Here is a 19,997-nt window from a genome sequence, read left to right on the forward strand (position 1 = left end):
CTAACTGCCCGAAGACACCAGCGAGGCGGACCCGCGAAGGCGAAGGACTTCATCACGCAGAGCACGCCACTCCGCCTCGACAGGAACATATGGTTTGCCGCTACCCGGCCGGACGCGCACGGCGATGATGCGCTCGGCAAGCCATTGCTCGTCGAACCCCGACCATTCGCCAGCGACAGCCGACAAGTTGAACGAACAGGCCGGCGTTACTTCGTCCAGGAAGATGCGTTCGATCTGGTTGATCGTATACGGGCTGTCCGCCAGCACGCGGGCATTCGTATCACGCAGCAGCGATACGTCTGTGTCCAGGAACAGATCGGACAGCGAGGACCAGACCGGAAGCCGTCTGCTCCGCTCGATCTCGTCAAGGTGCGGCAGAGCCGCTTCGTAGCGCACCGAGGCGACATCGTAGCGGAACGGCCGCAGCGGCTCGCCGAGCGCGGCGACCAGCGCCTCTTCGATGCGGCGGCGGCTCTCGGCGGCGATCGCCTTGCGGCCGGGGAAGTCACGCGGGTGGAAGGGCTCGAGGAAATGGACCCGGAGCGAGAAGCTGCCCTTGCGCGACAGCAGCCGCCTGGCGTTGTCAATTCCCGCCTCGACGCCGATCCAGGCGATCTCCTCGCCGACCGCGCCATATTCGAGCATCACCGGCTGGACCATCACTCCGGGCGGCGGTGGCTCCAGTACGCGCAGCATCGGCGTCTTGAACGGGAGCAGCGAGCGGCCGTCGGTGGTGGTGCCTTCGGGGAAGACGGTGACCGACCAATTCTCCGAAAGCGCATCCTTCAGCTGATTGATCTGCTCGGCGACACCCATCCGGTCCTCGCGGCTGACGAAGACGGTGCGGTTGAGTCCGGCCAGCCAGCCGACCACCGGTGCGTCGCGGATCTCCGCCTTGGCGACGAACGCCGAGCCCGAGGCGCCGGCGATCGCCAGGATGTCGATCCAGCTCAGGTGGTTGGAGATATAGAAGACGTCGCGCTTCAGCGGCACGCCGACCCGCGTCACGCGCGCGCCGGCGATCCGCGCCGCCCAGCCGAGGAAGATGCGCGGCCATGGCGAACCGAGCCGCAGCAAATGCCAGAGATAGTGGAGCGGCACGCACAGGATCAGCCCGCCGACCAGTCCCGCGGCGCGCAAGCCGACACGGCACCACCCCAGCGCGTCGATCGGCGGCGGGCGGCCCTCGAGAGCGGCGAGCCGGGCCTCGGGGCTGAGCGTCACCGGATCACAGCCGGACCGAACAGCGCTCAGCTCTTGCGGTCGAGCGAGACGCCGTAGAGCTCCATGCGGTGATCGACCAGGCGGAAGCCGAGCTTCTCCGCGATCTGCTTCTGGAGCTGCTCGAGCTCGGGATCGACGAACTCGATCACGCGGCCGGTCTCAACGTCGATCAGGTGATCGTGATGCGCCTCGGGCGAAGGCTCGTAGCGGGCGCGGCCGTCGCCGAAGTCGTGGCGGTCGAGGATGCCTGCCTCCTCGAACAGCCGCACGGTGCGGTAGACCGTCGCGATCGAGATGCCGGGATCGATCGCCGAGGCGCGCTCATAGACCTTCTCGACGTCGGGATGGTCCTCCGCCTCGGACAGGACGCGGGCGATCACCTTGCGTTGCTCGGTGATGCGCAGTCCCTTTTCGTGACAGAGAGCTTCGAGATCGATCTTGCGCGCCATGACAGCGATGTAATGCGAACGGGCGCGAGAAGGAAGGGCAACCGACTCGCAATAAGCTGTGGAGCAGATTCCGGCGCGGAGGGCGCAGATGAAAAAAAGGGAGCCGGCACGGCCGACTCCCTTCTCTATATCCGTACGAAGACGGCGCTCAGCGCGACTTGCGGCGCTTGGTGCCGAGGCCGATCTTCTTGGCGAGCGAACGGCGCTGCTCGGCATAGTTGGGGGCGACCATCGGATAGTCGGCCGGCAAGTTCCACTTGGCGCGATACTGTTCCGGGGTCATCTGATAGTGCGTCATCAGGTGTCGCTTCAGCATCTTGAGCTTCTTGCCGTCCTCGAGGCACACGATGTAGTCCGGCTTGATCGACGAACGGATCGAAACCGCCGGCTCCTGCTTGACCTCGGGAGCGGGAGCGGGGGTGCCGAGGCCCGAAAGCGCGCCATGGACGTTCTGAATCAGCAGCGGAAGATCGGAAACCGCGACGCTGTTGTTGCTGACGTGCGCAGCGACAATATCAGCGGTCAGCGTGACCAGCGTTTCCTGTAGATCGTTCGTATTGTCCATGGTCGTTTCCTTGGTCCCCGTATATGTATTGCACCAACAGCCCCTGCCGGGCGCCTTTCGGACGATTTGCGAGCGAACGCAAGCGCAATCGTTGCTTACTACGATTAGCCGACTCGGCTGACCGACAGTTCCCGCGCATAGGTATGCGCATCGAACGACTGGCCCGTAATGCCGCGATAATAATCGCGTCGCTCGCCGACCTTGGCGAAACCATTAGCACGATAGAGATTCACCGCATCATTGCCCGCGCGGACTTCGAGATGGAGCCGCGTCGCCGATCGCGCTTCGGCATCGGCGATCACGCTTCGGAGCAATGCCGCGCCGATGCCGTGGCCGCGCTTCGCCGGCCGCACCGCGAGCAGCAGCAGCTCGCCGTCGCCCGCGACCGCGCGGGCGAGCGCGAAGCCCGCCAACCGGCCCCGATCATAAGCGAGCGTCAGCCACACGCCCGCCAGGCTCAGCATTCCCAGGCACTGGTTGAGCGTCCACGCCTCGCCGAAACGCGGATCGAACGCGTCCGCCATTAGCGCCGACACCTCGGGCAGGTCGGTGGCGTCCCCCGCGCGCAGATCGATCAGCTTCGCGCTCATGGCTTGGCGACGGCATCCGGTGCGCGGCCATAGATCGGCCGAGGCGGCAGCGCGGCGAAGGTCGGCGGCAGCAATATGGCCTGCGCTGCATCGGGCAGCGCCTCGACAAGGTCGAGCGAGGAATCGAGCGCGGCGAGATGGCGCACGCCGTTGCCGACGGCGGGACGCCCGCCGAGCCTGGCGAGCGCCACCTCCGGACGCAGCGAGGCGAGCGCATCGGTTGCGGCGAGCGGATGGGTGAAACTCTGCATGAACACTTCACCGTGGCCGCCTTCGAGCACCACGGCAAGCTCGCCGAGGCCCGGGCGCGCCGCGAAACCGGCTGCGGCGACCAGCGCGAGCGACGAGAAGCCCCAGACCTCGGCGCCCCAGCCGATGCCGAGCCCGATCGCCGCGGCCAGGCCGACGCGGATGCCGGTGAAGCTGCCGGGACCACAATCGACGAGGATGCGCGCGGCACGACCCTCGCCCGGCAGCTCGGCGATCATCGGCACCAGCCGCTCGGCATGGCCGCGGCCGACCACCTCGTGCCGCGCAGCGGCGACCGCACCGTCGACGATCAATGCGACCGAGCAGGCTGCGGTCGCGGTCTCGATGACGAGGATCAGGTCAGAGGACGCGATTGAACCGCTCGAATTCAGGGCGGGGGAGGCGTTCGAAGATGGTGGAGGCGTCGCCATGTCCCAATGTTGCGATGAAGTTGGACCGGACGCTCGGCTGGTCCGCGAAAAAGGCCGCGTCAACCTTGGCGTTGTCGAAACCCGACATCGGCCCCGTATCGAAGCCCAGCGCGCGGGCGGCGATCAGCAGATAGGCGCCCTGCAGGGACGAGTTGCGGAAGGCATTGTTGAAGCGCATCTCGCCTTCGGGAAACCAGCTCTTGGCGTCGGGCGCGTGCGGGAAGAGCCAGGGCAGATTCTCCTGGAACTCCATGTCCATGCCGATGATCACGGTCGCCGGCGCCTTGCGGATCTTGGGGGCGTTGGCCTGGCTCGCGAGCTCGGCGAGCCTGTCCTTCCCTTCCTGGTTCAGCAGCCAGATGAAGCGCGCGGGATGCTGGTTGGCCGAGGTCGGGCCCAGCTTGAGCAGGTCGTAGATGCGGCGGATGTCCGCCTCGGTGACCGGCGCGTCGGTATAGCCGTTATAGGTGCGCGCGGTGCGGAAGATCGTGTCGAGCCCGGCATCGTCGAGCGGCTGTCCCATCAAATTCTCCCCCGCCCCAAAGATCAGACCGCGCGGACTTCGGTCACTTCGGGGACATAATATTTGAGAAGCTGCTCGATACCCTGCTTCAGCGTCGCCGTCGACGAGGGGCAGCCCGAGCAGGCGCCCTGCATCTGGAGATAGACCTTGCCCTGGTCGAAGCCGCGGTAGACGATGTCGCCGCCGTCGTTGGCGACCGCAGGGCGCACGCGCGTGTCGATCAGCTCGCGGATCTGCGCGACGATGTCGGCGTCCTCCGGATTATCGGCGAACTCGGCGCCCTCGGGCGGCACCGTGATGCCGGCGGCCGAGCCGGGGCGGAACAACGGCATGTTGGCGGAGAAATGATCGAGCAGCACCGCCAGCACGTCGGGCTTGAGGTCGAGCCATTCGACGCCGGGCGCGGCGGTCACCGACACGAAGTCGCGGCCGAAGAACACGCCGGTCACGTCGCCGAGGTCGAACAGCGCCTCGGCCAGCGGCGAGGCGGCCGCCTCCTCGGGCGTCGCGAAGTCGCGGGTGCCGGCCTCCATCACCGTGCGGCCGGGCAGGAACTTGAGCGTCGCCGGGTTGGGCGTGGCTTCGGTCTCGATCAGCATGACGTGCATTTGGGCCCGCGTGGGCGTGTGATCAAGGAGCAAGGCCGAAACGTCAGGGGCACGGCGTCCGTTGGAAGCTGTCCGATTGAGTTTGGGGCGTCGTCATTCCCGCGAAGGCGGGAATCCATTCTGGCTGACCGCGGTGAATCTCATGACCTTCGGCGACAATGGATTCCTGCCTTCGCGGGAATGACGATTCGAATTGGCCTTCAGACATCCATCGCCTTCAGTGCCGCATTCCAGCTCAGGATATTCTCCCGCGCTTCCTGAACGAAGGCGGAGCGGCGCGCGACGTTGAGGAACAGGTCGGCGAACCATTTGCCGGGCTGGCGCAGCGGCCGCTCGAACTGGATGAGCAGAACGACGCGGGTGCCGCTGGTGTCGTTCCACACCTCATGGTCGTAGGTGTCGTCGAACACCAAGGTCTCTCCCTCCGCCCAGCGGACGATCCGCTCGTCGACGCGCATCCTGACGTCGCCGTCGTGCGGCACGATCAGGCCGAGGTGGCAGGTGATCAGCCCCTTGGTGACGCCGCGGTGCGCGGGAATGTGGGTGCCGGGCTCGAGGATCGAGAAGAAGGCACTGTTGAGCCCGGGAATCTTTTCGACCAGCGCGGCGGTCGCCGGGCATTGCGCGAGATTTTCCTCGATCGGATAGCCGTAGCCCCACAGGAAGAAGGACTTCCACATGTTGACCTCGGCGATCGCGCGGTGATCGGGCGAGATCGTCGCCAGGCTCGGCGCCACGCCGCCCTGGAGCGCGACCGCGACCGCCTCGTCGCGGATCGCCTGCCAATTGGCGCGCAGCTCCGCCGTCCAGGGGAAGTCCCGTACGTCGAGCACCGGATCGTTCGGCACCAGCGACGAGGAGGCGATCACCCGGTCGAACGGACCGCGCAACCTTTTGCCGAGCTGCACGATCAATGGCCGGCCGCGTGCCTTTTCCAGTCGGCGCGAGTCGGCGGGCGCACCCGAGACGGCGGTGATGTCGGGAATGCGCGAGGGCACGCGATCTCCGGTTCCCGCCCGGGCCGCGGGCTCCGACTCTTCAAGCTTTACGTTCATAATACTCGCCCACAACGGCTGAACTTGGCCGGATCGCAGGTCCCTGGCCCTCATTGGCGCAGCGATCTCGGCACAGGGGGGCGCTAGGCGCGACTTGGGTCAAAATCATGGCAGCGCGACGGCAGCCTCCCGGCCACCGCCAACCAGTCGCCTCACCGGTGCGGCAAGTGACGCTGGCGGGAGATGACGAAGCCAGCTAAATCGGCGGCGATGATTTGGTTCCCCCGCGTGCTCCGCCCGGCGCTCGTCGCGCTTCCCCTGCTCGCCGCCGCCATTGCCGCCCCGGCGCAGGAACATGCCCCGCTGCCGGCGCCGCAGACGCAGCCCGGCTGGCTCTACAAGGGCAGCGACATCCCGCCCGACCCCGAGTGGCGCTTCGGCGTGCTGCCCAACGGCCTGCGCTATGCCGTGCGGCGGAACGGGGTGCCGCCGGGGCAGGTCGCGATCCGCATCCGCATGGACGTGGGATCGCTGATGGAGCACGACGACGAGCTCGGCTACGCCCATTTCATCGAGCACCTCTCCTTCCGCGGCTCGGAGCATGTCGCGGACGGCGAGGCGATGCGGATCTGGCAGCGGATGGGCGCGACCTTCGGCGCCGACACCAACGCCAGCACCAGCTTCACCCAGACGGTCTACAAGATCGACCTGCCGTCCGCGACCGAGGCCAATCTCGACGAGAGCCTCAAGATCCTCGAGGACATGATGGACCGGCCCAGCCTGACACAGGCGGTGCTCGATTCGGAGCGCCCGGTGGTGCTGGCCGAGGCGCGCGAGCAGCCGGGGCCGCAGATGCGGCTCGCCGACCTCACGCGCGAGACCTTCTTCGCCGGCCAGCTGCTCGCCAAGCGCTCGCCGATCGGCAAGCCCGAGACGCTGACGGCGGCGACTCCGGCGAAGATGCGCGCCTTCCAGGAGCGCTGGTATCGGCCGGAACGCGCGGTGGTGGTGATCTCCGGCGACATCGATCCGGTCACGTCCGAGCGGCTGATCCAGCGCCACTTCTCGTCCTGGCAGGGCGAGGGTCCGGCGACGCCGAGCCCCGATTTCGGCAAGCCCGCTCCAGGGGCCGATCCCGCCACGGCGAGCCTGGTCGAGCCGTCGCTGCCGCCGCTCTTGTCGATGGCCTATGTGCGGCCGTGGACGATCGGCGACGACACCATCATCTTCAACCAGAAGCGCATGGTCGACATGATCGCGACCCGCATCGTCAACCGCCGCCTCGAATCGCGCGCGCGCGGCGGCGGCAGCTTCATCCAGGCGAGCACCGACCTGCAGGACGTGTCGCGTTCGGCAAACATCACCTTCGTCAACATCCTGCCGCTCGGCAACGACTGGAAGGCCGCGCTCGGCGACGTGCGCCAGACCATCGCCGACGCGATCGCCGCGCCGCCGACCCAGGCCGAAATCGATCGCGAGGTGGGCGAGATCGACGCCAACATGCGCGCTCAGGTGGCGAGCGCGAAGGTCGAGGCCGGCGCCAAGAAGGCCGACGACATGGTCGAGGCGGTCGACATCCATGAGACCACCACGACGATGGCGACGAGCTACGCGATCTTCCAAGACGCGGTGAAGAAGAAGTTCTTCACCCCCGCCGCGGTGCAGGCGTCGGCCAAGGCGGTGTTCTCCGGCACCGCGCTGCGGGCGGTGATCAACAGCCCGACCCCAGGCGAGGACGCCGCCGCCGAGCTCGCGGCCGCGCTCAAGACCGACGTCAAGGGCGCCGCCGAGGCCGCGGCCCGCCTGTCCAAGGTCAGCTTCGACAAGCTGCCGAAATTCGGGCCGAAGGGGAAGGTCGTCAGCCGCACCGTCGCGCTCGCCGATCCCAAGATGGAGCGGATCGAGTTCGCCAACGGCGTGACCATGCTGCTGTTCGAGAACCCCTCGGAGGTGAGCCGCGTCTACGTCCGCGTGCGCTTCGGCCGCGGCCTGACCGCGCTGCCCTCCGACCGGCCGACGCCGGCCTTCGCCGCCGACCTCGCGCTGATGCCGAGCGGGATCGGCAAGATGGGGCAGGAGGAGATCGACCGGCTCACCGGCGGCCGCCGGATCGGCTACGACTTCGCGACCGACGATGACGCCTTCGTGGTCGGCGCGACCACCTCGGCCGAGGACCTGCCCGACCAACTCCGGCTGTTCGCCGCCAAGCTGCAGTCGCCGGGCTGGGACCCCAAGCCGGTGGCACGGGCGCGGGCGGCGCTGCTGGCGAGCTATGCCGCGCTCGGCGCATCGCCCGACGGCGTGCTCGCGCGCGATCTCGACGGGCTGCTCCATGCCGGCGACCCGCGCTGGGGCACGCCGTCGCGGGAGGAGATCGACCAGCTCACCCCCGAGAGCTTCCGCGCCTTGTGGGCGCCGCTGCTCGCCGAAGGGCCGATCGAGGTGCAGGTGTTCGGCGACGTCAAGGCCGATACCGCGATCGACGCGATGGCGAGGAGCTTCGGCGCGCTCAAGCCGCGCAAGCCCGCCCCGGCGGTGGCGCCTGCGGCCAAGTTCCCAGCGCATGTCGCCAATCCGGTGGTACGCACCCATGGCGGGCGCGACACCCAGGCGGCGGCGGTGATCGCCTGGCCGACCGGCGGCGGGATCGAAGGCGTCGGCGAGGGCCGGCGGCTCGACGTGCTGGCGGCGGTGTTCCGCGACCGGCTGCTCAACCAGCTGCGCATGAAGGCGGGGATGAGCTACACCCCCAACGTCGATTCGCAATGGCCGGTCGGGATGCCGGGCGGCGGGCGCGTCATGGCGATGGGCATGGTGCCGCCCGACAAGACCGGCTTCTTCTTCGAGCTTGCCCGCAGCATTGCCGCGGACCTGGCGGCGAAGCCGGTCGACGCCGACGAGCTGAAGCGCGCGCTGCTGCCGATCGCGCAGCAGATGATGCGCTTTTCGACCGGCAACATGTTCTGGCTCGAGCAGACCGAGGGCGGCACGCTCGACCCGCGCCGGCTGAAGGCGGTCGATACGCTCGCCAGCGATCTCGCCGGGACGACGCCGCAGGAGATCCAGGCGCTCGCGGCCAAGTATCTGCGCCCCGACAAGGATTGGACGCTGGTGGTGCTGCCCGAAGGCTCGCCTCAGGCGGCCGCGGCGATGGCAGCGAGCAAGAGCGCGGGCGGGCAGTAAGCAGCGGGCGGGGTTCAGCCCCGCCGCCGATCACGCTAAGCTCCCGACCACGCCGCGCGTGACTGGCGATTCGGATGGAGCACCATCGGGAAGCGCGCGGCGCCGGACGCCGCTCGCCTGGGCACCCCTTTGCCATGAGGAGGACTGCCATGCCCGAGCCGATCACCCCAGATCCGATGACCATCGCCTTCCTGCTGTTTCCGCACGTCACCCAGCTCGATCTGACCGGCCCGGCGCAGGTGCTCTCGCGGCTCGGCGGTGCCCGCATCGCGCTGGTCGCGAAGACGCGCGATCCGGTGCCGACCGATGCCGGCTTCGCACTGCTGCCGACCGCCACCTTCAACGAGGTGCCGGCGGCGAATATCCTGTGCGTCCCCGGCGGCTTCGGCACGGTCGCGGCGATGGAGGACGAGGCGACGCTCGCCTGGCTGCGGCAGGTCGGTGCCGGCGCGACCTGGGTCACCAGCGTCTGCACCGGATCGCTGCTGCTCGGCGCGGCAGGGCTGCTCCGCGGCTATCGCGCCGCCTGCCATTGGGCTTCGCGCGACCAGCTCGCCTGGTTCGGCGCCGAGCCGGTGGCGGAGCGGGTGGTGTTCGACCGCAATCGCGTGACCGGCGGCGGCGTAACCGCGGGAATCGACTTCGCCCTCGCCCTGACCGCCGCGATCCGCGGCGAGGACCACGCCCGCTTCGTCCAGCTCAGCCTCGAATATGACCCCGCCCCGCCGTTCGACAGCGGCTCGCCCGAACGCGCCGCGCCGGAGACGCTGGCGCGTTATCATTCGATGGTGGAGGCCTATGCCCCCGGCCGGGCCGAGAAGGTGAAGGCGATCGCAGAACGAATGACGCCATGAGCTTCATCCCCGCCCATCCGCCGCGCGCCGATCGGCTGCGGCCCGCCTGGACTGCCTTCTTCGGCGAGCGATCGCGCAACGCCGTCGCGGGCTGGACGCATCGCGCGTTCGAGGACTGGACGATCACCCGTCGGCTGATGGGTCTGACGATCCATTTCCCGCGCCATCCCGATGCGGTCGAGCGCGTGCTGCTCGGCAATGCCGCCAATTATGTGAAGCCGCGCGTGGTCAAGCGGCTGATCGCGCCGATCATCGGCGAGGGGCTGCTCACCGCCGACGGCGAGCTGTGGCGCCAGCAGCGGCGGATGGTGGCGCCGAGCTTCGCGCCCGGCGCAGTGGCGGCGCTCACCCCGCTGATCGCGGAGGCGGCCGAGCGGCGCATGGCGGAATGGCCCGCGCGCGGCACGATCGACATTGCCGCCGCCGCGACCGAGGCGACGATGACGATCATCGCCGAGGCGCTGTTCTCCGGCGACCGCCGGCTGGTGACGCCCGCGGCGAGCCGGCACATCACCGCTGCGCTGGAGGCGGCGGGAGCGGTGCGCATGTCGGCGATCCTCGGTCTGCCGGCGATCGGCTTCTCCTCCAGGATCCGCGCCGGCCATGCCGGACGTCGCTTCCTGCGCACCACGCTTACCGCGATCGTGCGCGAGCGCGGGCCCGAAGGCGGCGACGATTTCCTGGGTGGCATCATCCGGGCGCTGCACGAGCGCTTCCCGCCGGTCCAGGCGACCCAGCTTGCGATCGGCAATGCCGCGACCTTCTACCTCGCCGGGCACGAGACCACCGCCAATGCGCTGGCATGGAGCATGTACCTGATCGCCAACGTGCCGGAGGTGCAGGACCGCGCGCGGATGGAAGCGATGGCGGCGCTGGCCGGCGACGTCGCGACGCTACCGGAGCGGTTGCCCTATCTGCGCCGCATCCTCGACGAGGCGCTGCGCCTCTATCCGCCGGCGCCGCGCTTCGACCGCGAGGCGGCGGACGACGACCGGCTCGGCGAGCTGGTCGTGCGCAAGGGCGACATCGTCTCGATCTGGCCGTGGCTGATCCACCGGCACCGGCGGCTGTGGGACGATCCCGACGCCTTCGATCCCGACCGCTTCGCGCCGGGCCGCGAGGCGGAGCGCCATCGCTTCCAGTACATCCCGTTCGGCGGCGGCCCGCGGACCTGCGTCGGCATGCGCTTCGCGATCACCGAGGCGCTGGTGATCCTCGCCCATTGGCTGGCGGCGCGCCGCTATGCCCCGATCCCGGGCCGGCCGGTCGAGCCGCTGGGCACGGTGACGCTGCGGCCGCAGGGCGGGCTGTGGCTCGACGTCAGCCCTTGCTAGAGCGGCGGATGCTGCGGACGCGGTGCCAGATGTAGCCGCCGACCACCACCACCAGCACCACGCCGATCACCGCATCGGCCGAATGGAACGCTTCCTTGAGCCGCGGATCGGTGTGCCACGCCTCGCCGAGCTTCATCCCCACCCAGGTCAGCGCGAAGCAGAAGGGCCAGCTGCCGGCGAAGGTGTAGAGGTGGAACGGGATGAGCGGCATCCGTGCGACGCCGGCGGGAAAGGCGATGAAGGTGCGGATCACCGGCAGGAGGCGACCAACGAACACTGCCGAGCGGCCCCAGCGCAGGAAGAAGCGGTCGGCGGCGTCGAGCTCGTCGGGACCGATCAGCAGATATTTGCCCCAGCGCTCGATCACCGGCCGGCCGCCGCGCTTGCCGATCTCGTAGGCGATCACCGAGCCGAGGTTGCAGCCGAGCGCGCCGGCGGTGGCGGCGGCGAACAGGTTCATCTTGCCGAGTGAGACGAGATAGCCCGCGAAGGGCATCACCAGCTCCGAGGGCAGGGGCACGCAGGCGCTCTCGATCGCCATCAGGATGAGGACGCCGAGATAGCCGGTCGCTTCGATGACCGCGATGACGATGCCGGCGAGCCAGCCGAGGATCTGTTCCACCATGCGCGGCTTGGTGGCCGAAGCCGCGCCGCTTGCCTAGTCCCCCGACGCGCCGTCCGGCCGCTATTTCAGCCGCGCCGCCGCCAGCCTGATGTCCTCGACGAAGCGGCCGAACTCGTCCTCCGCCTGTGCGCGATCGCGGATGCGGAGCAGGAAGCTCGGGTGGATCGTCACCCAGCCCTCGCTGCCGTCGGCGAGCGGGACCGGCGCACCGCGCGCCTTGGTGATCGTCACCGCCTTGCCGATCATCGATCGCGCCGCGGTGGCGCCGAGCGCGACCGTCATCTCGGGCTTCACCAGCGCCGATTCGCGCTCGATCCACCAGCGGCAGGCGGTGATCTCGCCAGCGTTGGGCTTGGAATGGATGCGGCGCTTGCCGCGGCGCTCGAACTTGAAATGCTTGACCGCGTTGGTGACGTAGACCCGGTCGCGCTCGACCCCGGCGCTGGCGAGCGCGCGGTCGAATACCTGGCCGGCCGGGCCGACGAACGGCCGACCGGCGAGGTCCTCCTGATCGCCGGGCTGCTCGCCGACGAACATCAGCCGCGCGTCGAGCGGGCCTTCGCCGAACACGGTCTGAGTCGCATCCTTGTAGAGGTCGCAGCGCGTGCAGCCGGAGGCTTCTTCGCGCAGCGCCGTCCAGGCCGCGGCGATGTTGCCGCCGACGCTCATTCGCGCTCGTCGCTTCCCGGCGGGTTGTCCTTGGCCAGCTCGAGCTCCTCGGGCTTGCGTTCCTCATAGGTCCTGGCGAGCTCATATTCGGTCGGATCGTCGAACCGCCTGGCCGCCGCCGGAAACATCTCCTCCTCTTCCTCGTCGATATGATGCTCGTAGCGGCGGCGCATGTGGAAGAACTTCTCCGTCCATTCGTCGGAGCCGAAATCGAGCTCCATCATCTCGCCCAGGACATCGTCGATCTCCTTGTGCTCGGCGATCGAATGGCGGGCGTCCTCGCGCAGCTTCGGATCGGCGAGCATCTCCGCATAGAGCGATTCCTCCTCGGCGGCGGCATGGCTCTGGAGCTCGAGGCGGAATTCCTCGAACAGTGTCTTGCGTTTCTTGGTATCACCCTGGAGCTCGCCCAGCGCCTTCAGCATCTTGCGCTGCTTGTCATGGTCCGCCTTCAGGTCGCGGAAGATCTTGGCTTCGGCCATCATGCCTCTCCTCCCGGCGCCAACCGGCGAGAAGCCCGGTGGGTTTCAGTTGCGATTCGTTTGCAAGCTGGAACAGTTGCGGGCCGGCACCGATCTCACCGAAGGTCAGCTCCGGTCGCTGCCGAAGCTCAACCGCCGCGTCACTTCGGGATCGAGCACCGCCATCACGAACCAAGCGGCGAACTGCCTGGTCCGCGTCCACCAGCCGGTGCGCGCGCTGTGGAGCTCCGGCGTGATCCGCTCCGAATCCGCCACCTCGCCGTCGACATAGGCGCGGACATGCGCGGCGAAGGCGGGGTCGTCGATCCGGAGCATCAGCTCCAGGTTCAGGAAGAGGCTGCGCATGTCGAAATTGGCCGAGCCGATGTGGACGATGTCGTCGATCACGAACAGCTTGGTATGGAGCTTGGTCGGCTGGTACTCATAGATCTCGACGCCCTTCCTGAGCAGGCCGGCATAGGTGAAGCGCGCGGCCCAGATCGCGGCCGGGTGGTCGTTCTTGGCCGGCAGCACCACGCGCACGCGGCCACGTTGGCTCGCCCTGTCGAGCCGGCGCAGCATCGCCGGGCTGGGCGCGAAATAGGCGGCGATGATGTCGACGCGGCGGGCGGCGTTGATGTCGTTCTTGACGACGCGCGCCCAGGGCGAGAGCCGTCGCGTCGGCCCGCCGAGCAGCCAGCGCGCGCGACCGGCCGGCTCGCTCCAGGTCGAGAGCATGCGGCGGAGCGCGCGGAGCGAGGACCTGGGCCGGCGCGCCCAGCGCGAGAGGGCGTCGTAATAGCCGACGAGCCGCTGCGCCGCGGGGCCCTCGACGACGAGGCCGAGGTCGCGCCATGCTTGCTCGGCCGGCGTGCCGAAATAGCTGTCCTGGACGTTGAAGCCGCCGATGATCGCGATCCTCTCGTCGGCGATGGCGAGCTTCTGGTGGTTGCGCAGCAGGTAGCGCCGGCCGAGCCGCGGCACGAAGCGGCACACGTCCACCCCTGCCGCGATCAGCGGCGCGAAGAAATGGCGCTGCGCGGCGTGCTCGCTGCCGAGCCCGTCGACGGTGAGCGACACCCTCACCCCGCGCCCGACGGCGCGGATCAGGGCATTGCGCACGGCCGCGCCGGCGGCATCGTCGACATAGATGTAGAAGAGCAGCCGCACGCTCTCGCGCGCGCCGTCGATCAGTGCGATCAGCGCCTCCAGCCGGCCAGGGCCGGTGTCGAGCAGCGTCAGGCGATTGCCTTCGACCTCGAACGTCGGCTGGATCAAAGGCGCGGCCACGCCGCCGATTTGGGGCAGCGGGCGGCGCTCGGCAAGCCGTTTTCCTTGACTCCCGCGGCCCTACTCCCTAGGTGCAGCGCCTTTCCCGAACACCGTTTGCCCAAGGAAGTGCTGGATGGCGCGCGTCACCGTCGAGGATTGCGTCGACAAGATCCCGAACCGTTTCGACCTGGTACTGCTGGCTGCGCAGCGGGCGCGCCAGATCTCCGGCGGCGCCGAGCTGACGCTCGACCGCGACCGCGACAAGAACCCGGTCGTCGCGCTGCGCGAGATCGCCGAGCAGTCGGTCACCCCGAACCAGCTTGAGGAAGCGCTCGTCTCGAGCATGCAGAAGGTGCAGATCGACGACGAGGAAGCGCCCGACGAGATCGGCAGCCTCGCCGCGTCGGCCGAGGCACTGCGCCTCACCGCGGCCGCGCCGCCGCGCAACCAGAACGTCGGCGGGGATTACGACGGGTAAGCACGAGGCCCGAGCTAACGCGCGAGCATTGGCGAGGGTCAAGCCGAGTGCCGGCCGGCGGGCATGAGCCCGACCGACGGCGCGGCTTCGCCGCGACGGCTTTAGGGAACGAAATGTAAAAAGGCCGGGGCATCGCTCCGGCCTTTTTCGTATCCGCATGACCGACTAGCGTGCGGCGAAAGCGAGGGAGGAGAGACGATGCGGCGAATGGTTCTGGCGCTGTTGGCGCTGATGGCGTGGCTGGCGCCCGCGACGGCCGAGGCGCGCGAGACCGGCTTTCTCGATCGCACGGTGACGGTGGCGGGGGTACGCCACGCTTATCAGGTCTATGTGCCGCGCAGCTATCGCCCGGGCGAGAAGCTGCCGATCATCCTCGCGCTGCACGGCGCCGGCGAGCGCGGCGGCGACGGGCTGCTCCAGACCGACGTCGGATTGGGCCATGCCATCCGCAAGCATGTCGAGCGCTGGCCGGCGATCGTGGTGTTCCCGCAGGTGCCGAAGGACCGGCTGTGGCAGAACAGCAAGGACATCGCCCTGGCCGCGCTGGCGGCGGCCGAGCGCGAGTTCCGCACCGATCGCGACCGCGTCTATGTCGCGGGGCTGTCGATGGGCGGCAACGGCACCTGGGCGCTCGCCTATGACGATCCCGACCGTTTCGCCGCGATCGTGGTGGTGTGCGGCTTCGTCAAGCCGATCACGCTGCGCCCCTACCAGCCGCTCGTCCCCGCCTCCGAGCCCGATCCCTATGCCGCGATGGCCAGGCGGATCGCGCGGCTGCCGGTGTGGATCATCCATGGCGGTGCCGACACGGTCGTCCCGGTCGAGGATTCGCGGCAGATGGCGGCGGCGCTCAAGGCGGCGGGTGCCGCGGTCCACTATAAGGAGCTGCCCGGCGTCGACCACAACAGCTGGGATCCCGGGTTCGACGACCCCAAGCTCCCCGCCTGGCTGTTCGCGCAGCGGCGCGGCTCGACGGCGGCCTCCGGCAAGTAAAAAAAGGCCGGCGGAATGACCCGCCGGCCCAGTCGTCCGCAGGAGGAACCTCGTCAATAGTTGTAGGCGCGCTCGCCGTGCTCCCCGAGATCGAGGCCTTCGCGCTCGACTTCCGGGGCGACGCGCAGACCGGTCAGGGCCTTGGCGGCATAGGTGGCGATCACGGTGCCGATCGCGGCCCAGACGATGGTGGTCGCCACCGCCGCGAGCTGGGTGACGATCTGGCCGCCGATCGCGAAATCGGGCTTGCCGGGGCCGCCGAGCGACGGCGCATAGACGATCGCCGTGCCGACCGCGCCGATCATGCCGCCGATGCCGTGGATGCCGAACGCGTCGAGCGCGTCGTCGTAGCCGAGCTTCGGCTTCAGCACCGACACCGCATAGAAGCAGATCACCGAGGCGACCGCGCCCAGCACGATCGCGCCGAACGGACCCGAGTTGCCCGCCGCCGGCGTCACCGCGACCAGCCCGGCGATGATGCCCGAGCAGAAGCCGAGCGCCGAGCCCTTGTGGCCGTTGACGCGCTCCGCCAGCATCCAGAACAGGCCGGCCGAGGCGGTGGCGACGAAGGTGTTGATCATCGCGAGTCCTGCCGATCCGTTCGCCTCTAGCGCCGAGCCGGCGTTGAAGCCGAACCAGCCCACCCAAAGCAGGCCGGTGCCGACGCCGGTCAGCGTCAGCGAGTGCGGCACGATCCGCTCGGTCGGATAGCCGATGCGCTTGCCGAGGATCAGCGAGGCGACCAGCGCCGAGACGCCGGCGTTGATGTGCACCACCGTGCCGCCCGCGAAATCGAGCGCGCCCATCTTGAAGAACAGGCCGCCCGATGCCCACACCATGTGCGCGATCGGGAAATAAACGATCGTCAGCCAGACGGCGGCGAACACCATCACCGCCGAGAACTTCATGCGCTCGACCACCGATCCCAGCACCAGCGCGATGGTGATCGCGGCGAAGGTCATCTGGAAGCAGATGAAGACATATTCGGGGATCGCGACGCCGGTAGTGAAGGTCGCGGCGGTCGAATCGGGCGTGATGCCGGCGAGGAACGCCTTGCCGAAGCCGGAGATGAAGTCGTTGCCGCCATCGCCGAAGGCCATGGTGTAGCCCCACATCACCCAGATCAGCATGGCGAGGCAGGCGACCGCGCCGATCTGCGTCATCGTCGACAGCATGTTCTTGGCGCGGGTGAGGCCGCCGTAGAACAGCGCCAGACCCGGCAGGATCATCATCAGGACGAGGACGGTCGAGGTCATCATCCAGGCGGTGTCGCCCTTGTTCACCGTCGGTGCGGCCGGCGCGGCGGCGAAGGCCGGATGCGCCAGCACGGCGCAGACGCCCAGGGCCGCGGCAAACTTCAACATCTGCTTCATCGTTCCCCCCTTCATCTCAGAGCGCCGTCTCATCGGTCTCGCCGGTGCGGATGCGCACGGCCTGACCGACGTCGAGCACGAAGATCTTGCCGTCGCCGATCGCGCCGGTGTTGGCCGAGGCCTGGATCGCCTCCACCACCTTGGGCGCGAGGTCGGCGGCGCAGACCACCTCGATCTTGAGCTTCGGCACCATGTTCGTGCTGTATTCCGCCCCGCGGTAGATCTCGGTCTGGCCCTTCTGGCGGCCAAACCCCTTGACCTCGGTGACGGTCATGCCCGCGACGCCGGCCTCGGTCAGAGCTTCCCGGACCTCGTCGAGCTTGAATGGCTTGATGATCGCGATGACCAATTTCATTGGCACCCCCTTGCGCAGTCGCAAGGAAATGCCTCGCAAGGGGCGTGCCAGAGCAATTTCGGGGCAGGAAAACGGTTACAGGGGATCGAAAATTGTCAATTGGCGGTAAATTTTTGTGCAGCTGCGAAGGAGATGCCTAAGAATCGGGCAGCGATCTTTCGTCATCGGCGAAGGCCGGGATCTCCCGCGGCAGCCAAACGGTTTGTGGCACGAGATCCCGGCTTTCGCCGGGATGACGGTCTTACAATCGGCGTCAAACGTCGCCAACGATCCCGCGCGCGGCCTCCAGATCGTCCTCGTCGACCATCACCCGCACCGGGATCAGCAGCCAGCTCCCGTCGGCGATCGAGGCGCCGCCGTCGAAGGCGACCGCCGGAATCCCCTCCGCTTCCAGCCTGCCCACCAGCAGATGCGCAAGGTTACGGTCGTAGCGGCCGAGCTCGACAAGACTCATCAGGCGAGCGGCCGCCCGTCCGGGTCCATCAGCACCTCGCGCCGGCCGACATGGTCGGGGCGCGAGACCAGCCCGTCCTTCTCCATCCGCTCGATCAGGCGCGCGGCGGAATTGTAGCCGACGCGCAGCTGCCGCTGGAGCCACGAGGTCGAGGCCTTCTGGCTCTCGGCGACGAGCTGGCAGGCGCGGCGGTAGAGCTGGTCCTCGGGGCTGTCGTCGCCCGACGGGCCGCCTTCCATCGCGAAGCCGTCGTCGCCTTCCGGATCGTTGGTGACCGCGTCGATGTAATCGGGTTCGCCCTGCGACCGCCAGAAGTCGGCGACCGCCTGCACCTCCTCGTCGCTGACGAAGGGACCATGGACACGCGCCACCCCCTTGCCGCCCGGCATGTAGAGCATGTCGCCCTTGCCGAGCAGCTGCTCGGCGCCCTGCTCGCCGAGGATGGTGCGCGAATCGATCTTGCTGGTGACGTGGAAGCTGATTCGGGTCGGCAGGTTCGCCTTGATCACGCCGGTGATGACGTCGACCGAGGGGCGCTGCGTCGCCATGATCAGGTGGATGCCGGCCGCGCGCGCCTTCTGCGCGAGGCGCTGGATCAGGAACTCGACCTCCTTGCCCGCGGTCATCATCAGGTCGGCGAGCTCGTCGACGATCACCACGATCTGCGGCAGCGGGACGAGGTCGAGCTCCTCCTCCTCGTACATCGGCTTGCCGGTGTCGGGATCGTAGCCGACCTGGACGCGGCGGCCGAGCTTCTGCCCCTTGGCCTTGGCCGCCTTCACCTTCTCGTTGAAGCTGGCGAGGCCGCGGACGTTGACCGAGGCCATCATCCGGTAGCGCTCCTCCATCTGCTCGACCGCCCATTTGAGCGCGCGCACCGCCTTGGGCGGATCGGTGACGACGTCGGCGAGCAGGTGCGGGATGCCCTTGTAGATGCTGAGCTCGAGCATCTTGGGGTCGATCATGATCAGCCGGCACTGGTCCGGCGTCAGCCGGTAGAGCAGCGACAGGATCATGCAGTTGAGCCCCACCGACTTGCCCGAGCCGGTGGTGCCGGCGACGAGCAGGTGCGGCATCGGCGCGAGGTCCGCGACCACCGGATCGCCGGCGATGTTCTTGCCGAGCACCAGCGGCAGCCCGCCCGACTGGTCGGCGAAGCTCTGGCTGCCGATCAGCTCGTGCAGGTTGACCGCCTCGCGCTTGGCGTTGGGCAGCTCGATGCCGATCACGCTGCGGCCGGGGATGGTGGCGACGCGGGCGGAGATCGCGCTCATGTTGCGCGCGATGTCGTCGGCGAGCTGGATCACGCGGCTCGCCTTGATGCCGGCGGCGGGCTCGAGCTCGTACATCGTCACCACCGGGCCGGGGCGAACCTCGACGATCGATCCCTTGACGTTGAAGTCGTCGAGCACGCTCTCGAGCAGGCGCGCGTTGCGCTCGAGCGCCGCCTTGTCGACTGCGGCCTTGGTGCCCGCCGGGGCCGGCTTCAGCAGGTCGAGCGGCGGCAGGCGGTAGTTGTCGCGGAAATCGAGCGAACCCTGCTCCGCCTTGGGCTTGGCCAGCGAGGGCGCGAGCGTGCGGTCGGCGATCACCGGGGCCGGCTTGTCGATCGGCGCGGCGGGCTTGCGCGGCTGCGGCTTGGGCGTCGGCTCGGCGATCACGCGCTCCGCCGGTGCCTCGTCGGCGGGCGCGTCGCGGCGGAAACTCGGCAGCGCGAGACGGCGCTCGGGAAGCTCCAGGTTGACCGCGCGCGCCCAGATCACCACCCCGGCGATGCCGAACAACGTGCCCACCAGGCGCATCGTCCAAATCTCGGCGGTCTCGTTGCCGATCAGGTGGATCGCCCATTTGCAGAGATCGGCGATGGTCAGCCCGACGATGCCGCCATAGCCCGCCGGCAGCCACAGCACCGAGGCGCTGGAGATGAAGGCGAGCGCGGTCGCCATCAGCGCGACCGCGATCGCGCAGTTGCGGAGCATCGCCACCCAGCGCCCGACGGGGCGGCCGCGCCACAATCTCAGCGCGATCAACAGCACCGGCGGCAGCATCAGCGCCACCGGCGGCCCGGCGAGCGCGAGCATGAGGTCCGCGATCATCGCCCCCGGCGCGCCGATCAGGTTGCGCACCGGCCCGCCCGCGGCGGTGTTGAGCGAGGGATCGCCCGGATGATAGCTGCCGAGGGCAAGCGCCAGCAGCACGAGCGCGACCAGCAGCGCGAGCGCGCCGATCATCGCGCCCGAGCGCCGCGCACCGGCCTTCATCGTGTCGCGCCACAGAAAGGGTGCCGCGCGGGTTGCCATCGTCCTGTCCCC

At 68.7% G+C, this 19,997-nt stretch carries 20 protein-coding genes, 2 pseudogenes and 1 riboswitch; of the genes and pseudogenes, 5 read left to right on the forward strand and 17 right to left on the reverse strand.

Annotation, left to right across the window (positions count from 1 at the left end; translation table 11 throughout):
- The 9 genes and pseudogenes from LZK98_RS20745 to LZK98_RS02685 all read right to left on the reverse strand — a co-directional run bounded on the left by LZK98_RS20745 (position 1) and on the right by LZK98_RS02685 (position 5,637).
- Positions 1-396, reverse strand: a complete 396-nt coding sequence (locus tag LZK98_RS20745; protein WP_454877249.1) for a DUF7079 family protein — start codon at positions 394-396, stop codon at positions 1-3.
- A pseudogene (locus tag LZK98_RS02650) lies at positions 388-1,224 on the reverse strand (lysophospholipid acyltransferase family protein); the annotation flags it as partial. The gene LZK98_RS20745 and the pseudogene LZK98_RS02650, both read right to left, overlap by 9 nt.
- Positions 1,225-1,250: 26 nt before the next feature.
- On the reverse strand, positions 1,251-1,673 hold the full coding sequence (locus LZK98_RS02655; protein WP_233784814.1) for a Fur family transcriptional regulator: 423 nt from the start codon (positions 1,671-1,673) through the stop codon (positions 1,251-1,253).
- 148 nt (positions 1,674-1,821) lie between these two features.
- Positions 1,822-2,238 (reverse strand): MucR family transcriptional regulator, encoded by a 417-nt coding sequence (locus LZK98_RS02660; RefSeq protein WP_233784815.1) that lies wholly within the window; start codon positions 2,236-2,238, stop codon positions 1,822-1,824.
- Positions 2,239-2,342: 104 nt separating this feature from the next.
- A complete protein-coding gene (locus LZK98_RS02665) occupies positions 2,343-2,828 on the reverse strand; it encodes a GNAT family N-acetyltransferase (RefSeq protein WP_233784816.1) in 486 nt (161 codons plus the stop codon).
- Complete coding sequence (gene tsaB / locus LZK98_RS02670; RefSeq protein ID WP_406693748.1) at positions 2,825-3,391, reverse strand: tRNA (adenosine(37)-N6)-threonylcarbamoyltransferase complex dimerization subunit type 1 TsaB; 567 nt, start codon at positions 3,389-3,391, stop codon at positions 2,825-2,827. Before tsaB ends, LZK98_RS02665 begins: the two co-directional genes overlap by 4 nt.
- A 46-nt stretch (positions 3,392-3,437) precedes the next feature.
- Entirely contained in the window at positions 3,438-4,031 is a 594-nt protein-coding gene (locus LZK98_RS02675; RefSeq protein ID WP_233784817.1) for a malonic semialdehyde reductase, read from the reverse strand.
- Positions 4,032-4,054: 23 nt separating this feature from the next.
- Positions 4,055-4,630 (reverse strand): NifU family protein, encoded by a 576-nt coding sequence (locus tag LZK98_RS02680; RefSeq protein ID WP_233786486.1) that lies wholly within the window; start codon positions 4,628-4,630, stop codon positions 4,055-4,057.
- 209 nt (positions 4,631-4,839) lie between these two features.
- Positions 4,840-5,637 (reverse strand): aspartyl/asparaginyl beta-hydroxylase domain-containing protein, encoded by a 798-nt coding sequence (locus LZK98_RS02685; protein ID WP_233784818.1) that lies wholly within the window; start codon positions 5,635-5,637, stop codon positions 4,840-4,842.
- Between the two features lie 267 nt (positions 5,638-5,904).
- On the opposite strand from LZK98_RS02685, the gene LZK98_RS02690 reads away from it, so the two are divergent.
- From LZK98_RS02690 to LZK98_RS02700, 3 genes are all read left to right on the forward strand, one after another.
- Positions 5,905-8,817 (forward strand): M16 family metallopeptidase, encoded by a 2,913-nt coding sequence (locus LZK98_RS02690; RefSeq protein ID WP_233784819.1) that lies wholly within the window; start codon positions 5,905-5,907, stop codon positions 8,815-8,817.
- Positions 8,818-8,865: 48 nt separating this feature from the next.
- Positions 8,866-8,947, forward strand: a riboswitch (ZMP/ZTP riboswitch).
- 19 nt (positions 8,948-8,966) lie between these two features.
- Positions 8,967-9,671: a DJ-1/PfpI family protein gene (locus tag LZK98_RS02695; protein ID WP_233784820.1), complete on the forward strand. Its 705-nt coding sequence runs from the start codon at positions 8,967-8,969 to the stop codon at positions 9,669-9,671.
- On the forward strand, positions 9,668-11,005 hold the full coding sequence (locus tag LZK98_RS02700) for a cytochrome P450 (protein ID WP_319937526.1): 1,338 nt from the start codon (positions 9,668-9,670) through the stop codon (positions 11,003-11,005). Before LZK98_RS02695 ends, LZK98_RS02700 begins: the two co-directional genes overlap by 4 nt.
- Here the strand turns inward: LZK98_RS02700 and LZK98_RS02705 are convergent.
- The 4 genes and pseudogenes from LZK98_RS02705 to LZK98_RS02720 all read right to left on the reverse strand — a co-directional run bounded on the left by LZK98_RS02705 (position 10,992) and on the right by LZK98_RS02720 (position 14,050).
- Positions 10,992-11,630, reverse strand: a complete 639-nt coding sequence (locus tag LZK98_RS02705) for a DedA family protein (RefSeq protein ID WP_233784821.1) — start codon at positions 11,628-11,630, stop codon at positions 10,992-10,994. The genes LZK98_RS02700 and LZK98_RS02705 overlap by 14 nt on opposite strands.
- Positions 11,631-11,690: 60 nt before the next feature.
- Positions 11,691-12,320, reverse strand: a pseudogene (locus LZK98_RS02710) (UdgX family uracil-DNA binding protein); the annotation flags it as partial.
- Positions 12,296-12,781, reverse strand: coding sequence for a hemerythrin domain-containing protein (locus LZK98_RS02715; protein ID WP_233784822.1), 486 nt, complete (start codon positions 12,779-12,781; stop codon positions 12,296-12,298). The pseudogene LZK98_RS02710 and the gene LZK98_RS02715, both read right to left, overlap by 25 nt.
- 105 nt (positions 12,782-12,886) lie before the next feature.
- Positions 12,887-14,050 (reverse strand): phospholipase D-like domain-containing protein, encoded by a 1,164-nt coding sequence (locus LZK98_RS02720; protein WP_233784823.1) that lies wholly within the window; start codon positions 14,048-14,050, stop codon positions 12,887-12,889.
- A 115-nt stretch (positions 14,051-14,165) separates the two neighbouring features.
- Here LZK98_RS02720 and rpoZ point away from each other — a divergent pair, with 115 nt between their 5' ends.
- Both rpoZ and LZK98_RS02730 read left to right on the forward strand, forming a co-directional pair.
- Positions 14,166-14,510: a DNA-directed RNA polymerase subunit omega gene (gene rpoZ / locus LZK98_RS02725; RefSeq protein ID WP_233784824.1), complete on the forward strand. Its 345-nt coding sequence runs from the start codon at positions 14,166-14,168 to the stop codon at positions 14,508-14,510.
- Positions 14,511-14,708: 198 nt separating this feature from the next.
- Positions 14,709-15,503 (forward strand): carboxylesterase family protein, encoded by a 795-nt coding sequence (locus LZK98_RS02730; RefSeq protein ID WP_233784825.1) that lies wholly within the window; start codon positions 14,709-14,711, stop codon positions 15,501-15,503.
- A 53-nt stretch (positions 15,504-15,556) separates the two neighbouring features.
- Here LZK98_RS02730 and LZK98_RS02735 read toward each other — a convergent pair whose 3' ends face one another.
- From LZK98_RS02735 to LZK98_RS02750, 4 genes are all read right to left on the reverse strand, one after another.
- The gene (locus LZK98_RS02735; protein WP_233786488.1) at positions 15,557-16,867 is read right to left on the reverse strand and encodes an ammonium transporter; all 1,311 of its coding nucleotides are present in this window, start codon (positions 16,865-16,867) and stop codon (positions 15,557-15,559) included.
- A 25-nt stretch (positions 16,868-16,892) separates the two neighbouring features.
- Positions 16,893-17,231 carry a P-II family nitrogen regulator gene (locus LZK98_RS02740; RefSeq protein WP_233784826.1) on the reverse strand — a complete coding sequence of 113 codons (339 nt, stop codon included), beginning with the start codon at positions 17,229-17,231 and terminating at the stop codon, positions 16,893-16,895.
- 253 nt (positions 17,232-17,484) lie between these two features.
- A complete protein-coding gene (locus tag LZK98_RS02745) occupies positions 17,485-17,685 on the reverse strand; it encodes a putative signal transducing protein (RefSeq protein ID WP_233784827.1) in 201 nt (66 codons plus the stop codon).
- On the reverse strand, positions 17,685-19,985 hold the full coding sequence (locus tag LZK98_RS02750) for an FtsK/SpoIIIE family DNA translocase (RefSeq protein ID WP_233784828.1): 2,301 nt from the start codon (positions 19,983-19,985) through the stop codon (positions 17,685-17,687). The genes LZK98_RS02745 and LZK98_RS02750 overlap by 1 nt, the downstream gene beginning before the upstream one ends.
- Positions 19,986-19,997: the final 12 nt, after the last annotated feature.

Source organism: Sphingomonas cannabina (assembly GCF_021391395.1).
GTDB lineage: Bacteria > Pseudomonadota > Alphaproteobacteria > Sphingomonadales > Sphingomonadaceae > Sphingomonas > Sphingomonas cannabina.